This window comes from Pseudomonas sp. REP124 (genome assembly GCF_020164475.1).
Taxonomy (GTDB): domain Bacteria; phylum Pseudomonadota; class Gammaproteobacteria; order Pseudomonadales; family Pseudomonadaceae; genus Aquipseudomonas.
In genome coordinates this window covers 1-8,687 of sequence record NZ_JAIQWX010000207.1, presented here as the reverse complement: position 1 = coordinate 8,687, position 8,687 = coordinate 1, and the positions used below count along the sequence as shown (strand labels likewise).

Below are 8,687 nucleotides of genomic sequence, written 5' to 3'. Positions count from 1 at the left end.
CTCGGCATCCATGCCGGGTTGCCCACTGCGCAGAACCTCCACTCGGCCTCACGAGGGGGCGAATATCGCGCGCACCTGTAGGAGCGAGCATGCTCGCGATGGTGGTAAACGATGACGCTGGCTGCCTGATACCCCGCGTTGACCCGTCGTTCATCGCGAGCAAGCTCGGCTCCTACAGTGGTTGCGTCGATCACAAAAAAACTGTGGGAGCGAGCCTGCTCGCGATGGTCGTCAACGATGACGCTGGCTGCCTGATGCCCCGCGGTGTTCTGTCGTGCATCGCGAGCGTGCTCGCTCCTACAGGATTTGTGTCGTTCACCATTTTTGTGGTCGACACATAACACCTGTGGGAGCGGCGGTGCGACGATTCGACTTGCTCGCGAAGAGGCCGTGTCAGGCGACATCACCTTTGAATGACACACCGCATTCGCGAGCAAGCCCGCTCCCACAATGACGGCCTGCTTTCTCTTCTGTAGGAGCTGTCGAGTGCAACGAGGCTGCGATCTTTGCTCGAAAAAAAGCCCCGCGATTGCGGGGCTTTTCATTGGGCTTGGGCTCAGCTGCCTTTGACAGGCTTGCCGTTGACCGTGCCGTCCAGGAGCATGATGTTGTACTCCTTGCCGTCGGTCTCGACCTGTTGCAGGCGGACCAGCAGGTAGTCCCAGTCCTTGGCGAACCACAGTACGGTGGTGCGCTTGCTTTGTGTCGGGTCGCGGACGCGTTCGACTTTGACTGCGTCGATCTGGCCGGCCTTGGTGTCGACTTTTTCCGAACCCAGCACGCGGAAGTCGTAGGTGTCGACTTCGCCATCATCGACTACCTGATAGCTCATGCTTTTCTTGCCGGCGGCCACGTCGTGCTGCAGTGCCAGTTGATAGGTGGATTTGTCGACCATGCCGCGGTTGAGCGGAATGTTGACGGCGTCGCCGCGGTCGGTGCCGGTGACTTTCTTGGCCGCCCAGTCGAAGTCCAGGTCGGCTTTCTTGGCTTTGCCCAGGCCGCCACGTTCGAAGTGGTAGGACTGCGGCAGCAGGGTGTCCTTGTCGACGGTCAGGGTGCTTTCTTCGGACAGGCTGGCGATCATCATCGAAGCCTTGAAGCTGAGCTTCCAGACGCCGTTGGCTTCCTTGGTCAGGCTGCGCTCGGCGGTGCCGCTCATGGGCAACTGCTTCCAGTCGGCGGTGTAGCTGGCGGAGAAGGGTTGAAGGTCTGCCGCCTGTGCGAAGGGCAGGGCGAGCAGCGCGCAAGCGAAGAGCAGGGCACGACGCATAAAGTCTCCTAGATTCGTATCAAGTGGCCGCTGGCCGCGAGTAACTGTCCATCCAGTAAAGCACCTTGATCGTTGAGCGATAACCGGCCTTCGGCAAACCAGCGGACGGCCATCGGGTAGATCAGGTGTTCCTGAACATGGACTCGCTGCGCCAGGCTTTGCGGCGAGTCGTGCAACTCTACCGGTATTACTGCCTGTACGACCAGTGGTCCGCCATCGAGTTCCTCGGTGACGAAGTGCACGGAGCAGCCGTGTTCCGCGTCGCCGGCCTCCAGCGCCCGCTGATGAGTGTGTAACCCTTTGTATTTGGGCAGCAGCGAGGGATGGATATTGAGCAGGCGACCCTGATAGTGGCGTACGAAATCCGCGCTGAGAATGCGCATGAAGCCGGCCAGTACCACGAGTTCGGGATTGAACGCGTCGATCAGTTCGATCAGCGCGGCATCGAAGGCCTCGCGGCCATCGAATGCCTTGTGATCCAGGGTGCGGGTGTCGATACCCGCGTCCCTGGCGCGTTGCAGGCCGTAGGCGTCGGTGCGGTTGGAGATCACCGCAGCGATGCGGACCGGGCTGTCGCCGGTCCGCGTGCTGTCGATCAGGGCCTGCAAGTTACTGCCGGTGCCGGACAACAGCACCACGACATCACAGGTGGCAGGCATCAGTGAGCCTTGAGGTTCTTCAGTTCGACCTGGGCCGCGCCTTCGGCAGCGATTGCGATCTGGCCGATGACCCATGGCTGCTCGCCAGCGTCGCGCAGCACTTTCAGGGAAGCTTCAACGTGCTCTTGAGCGACGCAGATGACCATGCCCACGCCGCAGTTCAGTACGCGGTGCATTTCGTTCTCTTCGACGTTGCCTTTCTCTTGCAGCCAGTCGAATACAGCAGGACGGTTCCAGCTCGCCACGTCGACCACAGCCTGGGCGCCTTTTGGCAGTACGCGCGGGATGTTGTCCAGCAGGCCGCCACCGGTGATGTGGGCCATGGCTTTGACAGCGCCGGTTTCCTTGATCAGCTTGAGCAGCGGCTTCACGTAGATGCGGGTCGGGGCCATCAGCAGGTCGGTCAGCGGCTTGCCGTCCAACTGGGTGTTCTCGATGTCGGCACCGGACACTTCGATGATCTTGCGGATCAGCGAGTAGCCGTTGGAGTGCGGGCCGGAAGACGGCAGGGCGAGCAGGGCATCGCCGGCAGCGACCTTGGAACCGTCGATGATTTCGGATTTTTCCACGACGCCGACGCAGAAGCCGGCCAGGTCGTAGTCTTCGCCTTCGTACATGCCTGGCATTTCAGCGGTTTCGCCGCCGACCAGGGAGCAGCCGGACAGCTCGCAGCCTGCGCCGATGCCGGTCACCACTTGAGCGGCGGTGTCGACGTTCAGTTTGCCGGTGGCGTAGTAGTCCAGGAAGAACAGTGGCTCGGCGCCGCAGACCACCAGGTCGTTCACGCACATGGCAACCAGGTCGATACCGATGCTGTCGTGCTTGTTCAGGTTCAGTGCCAGGCGCAGCTTGGTGCCGACGCCGTCGGTGCCGGAAACCAGCACAGGTTGCTTGTAGCCGGCCGGGATTTCGCAGAGGGCGCCGAAACCGCCCAGGCCGCCCATGACTTCCGGACGCGCAGTGCGCTTGGCGACGCTCTTGATGCGTTCGACCAATGCTTCACCGGCGTCGATGTCTACACCGGCGTCCTTGTAGCTCAGGGAGGGTTGCTTGCTCATGATCCAGGCCTTTAGGGGAATTTCTGAGTAACGACCGAGTTCAGCGGCGCCGCCGAAATCGAAGTGGGCGATTGCCTCACGCGAATTTCGAAAGTGCCCGGCTGTTGCCGGTCTGCGAAGGCGCGCGATTTTATCAGGCTTGAAGGTCAGCGGCCATCCTCACGCCGACGGCAGGGGCATATCGGCATAAAAAAACCGTCATTGGCGCGTGATGGTGGCATCCTTCAGGCCTGCGTAAAGTAATGCCGTTAAGCGTCTATCGTTATGACAGTGCGAAAACTTACCCGGGGCGTGTGAATGTTTTGCGCAGGGTGATGGTCACAGCCTTGCTTGAACGTTTTCATGCGGTCTGTTCCAGCCGCTCTTGTCGTCAGGAATCTTCCATGCGTTTTTGTAAATTCTTGTTTGTGGGCTGTCTGTCATTGATCAGCCTGGTCAGCCAGGCCGAAACCGTCAAAGGGCTTTATCAGGTGCGCGAACCGGTCAACGGCCAGTCGCCGGAGGAGCGCGACCAGGCCACTCAGCGCGCCCTCGATACGCTGGTGCTGCGTCTGACCGGTGACCCCAAGGCGGCGCAAAATCCCGGGCTGGCGGCGATCCGCAAGGACCCGCAGCAGATCATCAGCCAGTTCGGCTACGACGCAGGGCCGCCGGAAGTGTTGAAAGTCGATTTCGATCCTGGCACCACCGGGCAGGCGTTGCGCCGCGCGGGGCTGGCCATGTGGGGCGCCAATCGGCCGTCGATCCTGGGCTGGTGGTTGAATGATTCCACCGAGGGTTCAAGCCTGGTCGGCGACGGCCAGGCCAGTGCGACGCCGCTGCGTCGTGCGGCACAACACCGTGGTTTGCCGCTGCGTTTGCCATTGGCGGATCTGAACGAGCAGATCGTCGCCACGGCACCGAATCTGGAAAGCGCCGATCCTGCGCCGCTGCGCACCGCATCGGAACGCTACAATGCCGACGCCCTGCTGGCCGTGCATGCCCGCGAAGAAGGCGGAAAATGGCAGGCCAATTGGCGCATGTGGCTGGGTGACCAGAAGGAGGCGGGCACTGCCGAGGGCGCCGATCAGGCGGCACTGGCGGATGCGGTGATGCTGGCGGTCAACGAGCGACTGGCGCCGCGCTTCGTCGCCAAACCCGGGGCTTCGGCCGCGCAATTACTGGAAGTTCAAGGCATGAACCTGGAGCGTTATGCGGCGCTTGGGCGACTGCTGGAGCCCTTCAACGGGCGCCCGCAAAGTGTGAATGGCGACAAGATCCTGTATCGGGTCAACGGCAGTACCGAACAGCTGCGCGCGCAATTGTCGCTGGCGAAGTTGCAGGAGGTGTCGGCGCCTGCGCCGGCTCCCGTAGCGCCGGCTGCACCGGCGGCCGACGGCTCGGCTCCTGCCGCAACGCCCGCACCTGCGCCCGCTGCCACGCCCGCGCTGTATTTTCGCTGGTAGTTTTTCTTTCTATATATAGAAGCAATGGAGTGGTTCATGGGTGATACGCGGCGTTGGTTCTGGTTGGGTGGGGTGATTCTGCTCTGCGGGTTCATCTGGTTGTTGCATCCGATCCTGTCGCCGTTTCTGGTGGCGCTGTTGTTGGCTTATCTGTTCGACCCGCTGGTGGACCGGCTGGAGAAGGCCGGGCTGTCTCGTACCTTGGGTGTCGTCGCGGTGTTCGCGCTGTTTACCCTTATCGTCACCGCGCTGCTATTGGTGCTGGTGCCGATGCTCGCCAAGCAGTTGTTTCGGTTGTATGAGCTGGCGCCGCAGATGCTCGATTGGTTGCAGCACACTGCGCTGCCGTGGACGCAATCGAAGTTCGGCCTTTCTGAAGGGTTCTGGAAGTTCGACAAGCTCAAGGCCGCCATCAGCGAGCACATGGGGCAGACCACCGATATCGTCAGCGTGGTGCTGACCCAAGCGACGGCCTCGGGCCTGGCGCTGATGGCCTGGCTGGCTAACCTCGTGCTGATCCCAGTGGTGAGTTTCTACTTGCTGCGCGATTGGGACGTGATGATGGCCAAGATTCGCAGCCTGCTGCCTCGCGATCGCGAGGAACGTGTGGTGTCACTGGCCGGCGAATGCCATGAAGTGCTCGGAGCCTTCGTGCGTGGGCAGTTGCTGGTGATGGTGGCGTTGGGGGGGATCTATGCCGCAGGCCTGATGCTGGTTGGGCTGGAGCTGGGCCTGTTGATCGGCCTGATCGCCGGGCTGGCGGCGATTGTTCCTTATATGGGGTTTGTCATCGGCATCGGCGCGGCCTTGATCGCGGGCCTGTTTCAGTTTGGTGGCGATCTGTATCCCATGGTCGGCATCGTTGCAGTGTTCATGGTTGGGCAGGCGCTGGAGGGCATGGTGCTGACGCCGTTGCTGGTGGGCGACCGCATCGGCTTGCACCCGGTGGCGGTGATCTTCGCGATCCTGGCCGGCGGCGAGCTGTTCGGTTTCACCGGCATCCTCCTGGCGCTGCCGGTGGCGGCAGTGATCATGGTGCTGGTGCGCCATGTTCACGATTTGTACAAGGATTCGGAGATCTACAGCGGTGTCGACGAGCCGGAGCTTTAGGCTTCTGCGTGCTCAACCCGAATTGACGCCGGGTTGAGCACGCACCGTCAGAGAATCTGTCACAAAACCCGGCCGTCAACGCAAACCTTTGATTTTGCTTGTGGTGTGTCGCATTGTGCGGTCGGCTTCACGGGTATAAACTTCGCAAACTTTACACAGAGGTCACCAACGGTTCCTTGGGAACTGTTCAGTCAGCATGGAACCGATTCAGCTGCCCCTAGGTGTGCGTCTGCGTGACGACGCCACCTTCATCAACTACTACCCAGGCGCCAATGCCGCTGCACTCGGCTATGTCGAGCGACTGTGCGAAGCCGACGCCGGCTGGACCGAAAGCCTGATTTACCTCTGGGGCAAGCACGGCGTGGGGCGTACTCATCTGTTGCAGGCTGCTTGCCTGCGCTTCGAGCAGATGGGGGAGCCGGCGGTTTATCTACCGCTGGCGGAGTTGATGGATCGCGGCGTTGAAATCCTCGACAACCTCGAGCAGTACGAACTGGTTTGCCTGGATGACCTGCAGGCGGTTGCCGGGAAGGCTGACTGGGAAGAAGCGCTGTTTCACCTGTTCAATCGTCTGCGCGACAGCGGTCGGCGTCTGCTGATCGCCGCGTCGACCTCTCCGCGTGAACTGCCGGTGAAACTGGCAGACCTCAAATCCCGCCTGACCCTGGCGCTGATCTTCCAGATGCGCCCGCTCTCCGATGAAGACAAATTGCGTGCCCTGCAATTGCGCGCATCCCGTCGCGGCCTGCACCTGACCGACGAAGTCGGGCACTTTATTCTGACCCGCGGCACCCGCAGCATGAGTGCGCTGTTCGAGTTACTCGAACGCCTCGATCAGGCCTCCCTTCAAGCGCAGCGCAAGCTGACCATTCCGTTCCTTAAAGAAACCCTGGGCTGGTAGCCAAGCCAGTAAAATCGCGGGCTGCAGCGCTGTCCGGCATATTTCAGGCGCCAGAAAATGCGCTTTCCTGCACGGTGCAGGCTAGGCAAACGATCAAAATGGGCTTAAGCGCTTAGATGTAGCGGCGAAACGGGAAAGTCACAAAAAGTTCGATTGAATTTGCAAATGGGTTTGATAGCGGGCATAGTCTCGGCTTCTTTACAACTATCAGCCACGGTCGTGCCCATGCTAAAGCGCTTCGCACCCCTCGTGCCCCTCGCACTCGTCACCCTGCTTTTCGGTTGCGCTGCCCACACCCCGGTGTCGCAGCAACAGCAACAACAGCAGGTTCAAACCCCAGTCGCCGTCCAGTCCTCCATTCGTTATCAGGACTCTCTTTACCAGGACGAAGTTGCGACCGAAAAAGAACTGGCCGCTTTTGCCGATGGCAAGTCTTATCAGCTGCCGGCCCTGGCCGACAGCATCCTCGAACGCGGCATGTCCCTGATCGGTACCCGTTACCGTTTCGGCGGTACCTCTGAAGCCGGTTTCGATTGCAGCGGTTTCATCGGTTACCTGTTCCGTGAAGAAGCGGGCATGAACCTGCCACGCTCGACCCGCGAAATGATCAACGTGGATGCACCGCTGGTTTCGCGCAACAAGCTCAAGCCGGGCGATCTGCTGTTCTTTGCAACCTCTGGCCGTCGTAATCGTGTCAGCCACGCCGGTATCTACCTGGGCGACAACCAGTTCATCCATTCCAGCAGCCGCCGCAGCGGTGGTGTGCGGATCGATAGCCTGGGCGACAGCTACTGGAGCAAGACCTTCATCGAAGCCAAGCGCGCACTCGCGATGGCGCCTGCTGCAACGCCGGAAATCGTCACCGCGCGCAAGTAAGCAGACAATCTGTAAGGCGAACTTAAAGTCTTACTTGAAGTTTGGCGCATAAGCGCTAGAATTCTGATCATGAATGATGGCAAACCGCCTGCGTGACGCGCAGGCGGTTTTCTTTTCTGCGTCGTTGCAGAAAAAAGCCGCAGCCAGATCAGGATGCTCTGCTTATGTCGACGTCGGCCCGCCTCGCAATCGTGTTCCTCGCCGCGCTGCTCAGCGCATGTGCCAGCCGTACACCGCCACCTGCGCCGGTGGTACGCGCTCCCATTATTTTTGGTCCCTCGCAGTCGTTTTCCCCTGAAGCGGAAGACGTGCTTTTCCGTGCGCTGGGCCTGGTGGGCACGCCTTATCGCTGGGGCGGCAATACGCCGGATTCCGGGTTCGATTGCAGCGGGCTGATCGGCTATGTCTATCGTGATGTCACCGGCATTGCCCTGCCGCGCACCACCCGGGAGATGATCGTCATGCAGGCCGCCGATGTCGGAAAGGAAGGGCTGCAAACCGGTGACCTGGTGTTCTTCGCCACCAATGGCGGCTCGCAGGTCAGCCACGCCGGCATCTACGTGGGCGAGGGGCGTTTCGTCCATGCGCCTGCCACCGGTGGCACTGTGAAGCTCGACAGCTTGTCCAAGGCCTATTGGCAGAAAGCCTACCTGAGCGCCAAGCGTGTCCTGCAACCGGAGCATCTGGCGCGTAATCCCTGACACCCGGAGGGTGTGGTCATGACCGCTCGCACGCTCAACCTCGACGATTCGCTCTATCAGTACCTGCTCGACGTATCCCTGCGCGAAACACCGCTGCTCAAGCGCCTGCGTGACGAAACCCAGGCCTTGCCCACGGCGCAATGGCAGGTGGCGCCGGAGCAGGGGCAGTTTCTTGCGTTGCTGGTCAAACTCACCGGCGCTCGGCGCGTGCTCGAAGTGGGCACCTTTACCGGTTACAGCGCGCTGTGCATGGCGTCGGCATTGCCGGACGACGGTTCGTTGATCTGCTGTGATATCCCTGGTGACTACAACGCCACGGCCCTTCGGTACTGGCAGGAGGCGGGGCTGGCTGATCGCATTGATTTGCGCCTGGCGCCTGCGTTGGAAACTCTGGGCAAGCTGGATCAGGCGGGGCAGTTTGATTTGGTGTTCATCGATGCCGACAAGGCGAATTACCCGGCCTATCTTGAGCATGCGCTGCGTTTGTTGCGCGTGGGTGGATTGGCGGTATTCGACAATACGCTGTGGAGTGGGCGGGTGCTGGAGGAGAATCCGGAGAGTGCTGATACCCGTGCGATTCAGTCGCTCAATCGGGCGTTGAAGGAGGATGGGCGGGTGGATCTGTCGTTGTTGCCGTTGGGGGATGGGCTCTCTCTCTGCCGTAAAC

The 8,687-nt window shown here is 60.9% G+C and carries 10 protein-coding genes; 7 read left to right on the top strand and 3 right to left on the bottom strand.

What is annotated here, in order from left to right; all coding sequences use genetic code 11:
* The first annotated feature begins 89 nt into the window (after positions 1 to 89).
* Positions 90 to 341, top strand: a complete 252-nt coding sequence (locus K9857_RS28425; protein WP_224541595.1) for a hypothetical protein — start codon at positions 90 to 92, stop codon at positions 339 to 341.
* 215 nt (positions 342 to 556) lie between these two features.
* Here the strand turns inward: K9857_RS28425 and K9857_RS28420 are convergent, their stop codons facing one another.
* Genes K9857_RS28420 through purM form a run of 3 tightly spaced genes read right to left on the bottom strand, consistent with a single transcriptional unit; the run spans position 557 to position 2,987 of the window.
* Complete coding sequence (locus tag K9857_RS28420) at positions 557 to 1,270, bottom strand: DUF3108 domain-containing protein (protein WP_224541592.1); 714 nt, start codon at positions 1,268 to 1,270, stop codon at positions 557 to 559.
* 8 nt (positions 1,271 to 1,278) lie between these two features.
* A complete protein-coding gene (purN, locus tag K9857_RS28415) occupies positions 1,279 to 1,929 on the bottom strand; it encodes a phosphoribosylglycinamide formyltransferase (RefSeq protein ID WP_224541591.1) in 651 nt (216 codons plus the stop codon).
* A complete protein-coding gene (purM, locus tag K9857_RS28410) occupies positions 1,929 to 2,987 on the bottom strand; it encodes a phosphoribosylformylglycinamidine cyclo-ligase (protein ID WP_224541589.1) in 1,059 nt (352 codons plus the stop codon). The genes purN and purM overlap by 1 nt, the downstream gene beginning before the upstream one ends.
* 383 nt (positions 2,988 to 3,370) lie before the next feature.
* Here purM and K9857_RS28405 point away from each other — a divergent pair, with 383 nt between their 5' ends.
* The 6 genes from K9857_RS28405 to K9857_RS28380 form a co-directional block, all read left to right on the top strand.
* Positions 3,371 to 4,432 carry a DUF2066 domain-containing protein gene (locus K9857_RS28405; protein WP_224541586.1) on the top strand — a complete coding sequence of 354 codons (1,062 nt, stop codon included), beginning with the start codon at positions 3,371 to 3,373 and terminating at the stop codon, positions 4,430 to 4,432.
* Positions 4,433 to 4,468: 36 nt separating this feature from the next.
* Positions 4,469 to 5,542, top strand: a complete 1,074-nt coding sequence (locus K9857_RS28400; RefSeq protein ID WP_224541584.1) for an AI-2E family transporter — start codon at positions 4,469 to 4,471, stop codon at positions 5,540 to 5,542.
* 196 nt (positions 5,543 to 5,738) lie between these two features.
* Positions 5,739 to 6,443 (top strand): DnaA regulatory inactivator Hda, encoded by a 705-nt coding sequence (hda, locus tag K9857_RS28395; RefSeq protein ID WP_175379150.1) that lies wholly within the window; start codon positions 5,739 to 5,741, stop codon positions 6,441 to 6,443.
* A gap of 225 nt (positions 6,444 to 6,668) precedes the next feature.
* Positions 6,669 to 7,319 (top strand): C40 family peptidase, encoded by a 651-nt coding sequence (locus tag K9857_RS28390; RefSeq protein WP_224541582.1) that lies wholly within the window; start codon positions 6,669 to 6,671, stop codon positions 7,317 to 7,319.
* Positions 7,320 to 7,483: 164 nt separating this feature from the next.
* Positions 7,484 to 8,020, top strand: a complete 537-nt coding sequence (locus tag K9857_RS28385; protein ID WP_224541580.1) for a C40 family peptidase — start codon at positions 7,484 to 7,486, stop codon at positions 8,018 to 8,020.
* An 18-nt stretch (positions 8,021 to 8,038) separates the two neighbouring features.
* Positions 8,039 to 8,687 (top strand): O-methyltransferase (locus tag K9857_RS28380; protein WP_224541578.1); only part of this gene is annotated, 649 nt, incomplete at its 3' end.

Bases quoted from the DNA above. Each gene is read 5' to 3' on its own strand.
- K9857_RS28385 (WP_224541580.1), top strand. From the start codon at position 7,484: ATGTCGACGTCGGCCCGCCTCGCAATCGTGTTCCTCGCCGCGCTGCTC.
- K9857_RS28420 (WP_224541592.1), bottom strand. From the start codon at position 1,270: ATGCGTCGTGCCCTGCTCTTCGCTTGCGCGCTGCTCGCCCTGCCCTTC.
- K9857_RS28405 (WP_224541586.1), top strand. From the start codon at position 3,371: ATGCGTTTTTGTAAATTCTTGTTTGTGGGCTGTCTGTCATTGATCAGC.
- hda (WP_175379150.1), top strand. From the start codon at position 5,739: ATGGAACCGATTCAGCTGCCCCTAGGTGTGCGTCTGCGTGACGACGCC.
- purM (WP_224541589.1), bottom strand. From the start codon at position 2,987: ATGAGCAAGCAACCCTCCCTGAGCTACAAGGACGCCGGTGTAGACATC.
- purN (WP_224541591.1), bottom strand. From the start codon at position 1,929: ATGCCTGCCACCTGTGATGTCGTGGTGCTGTTGTCCGGCACCGGCAGT.
- K9857_RS28390 (WP_224541582.1), top strand. From the start codon at position 6,669: ATGCTAAAGCGCTTCGCACCCCTCGTGCCCCTCGCACTCGTCACCCTG.
- K9857_RS28425 (WP_224541595.1), top strand. From the start codon at position 90: ATGCTCGCGATGGTGGTAAACGATGACGCTGGCTGCCTGATACCCCGC.
- K9857_RS28400 (WP_224541584.1), top strand. From the start codon at position 4,469: ATGGGTGATACGCGGCGTTGGTTCTGGTTGGGTGGGGTGATTCTGCTC.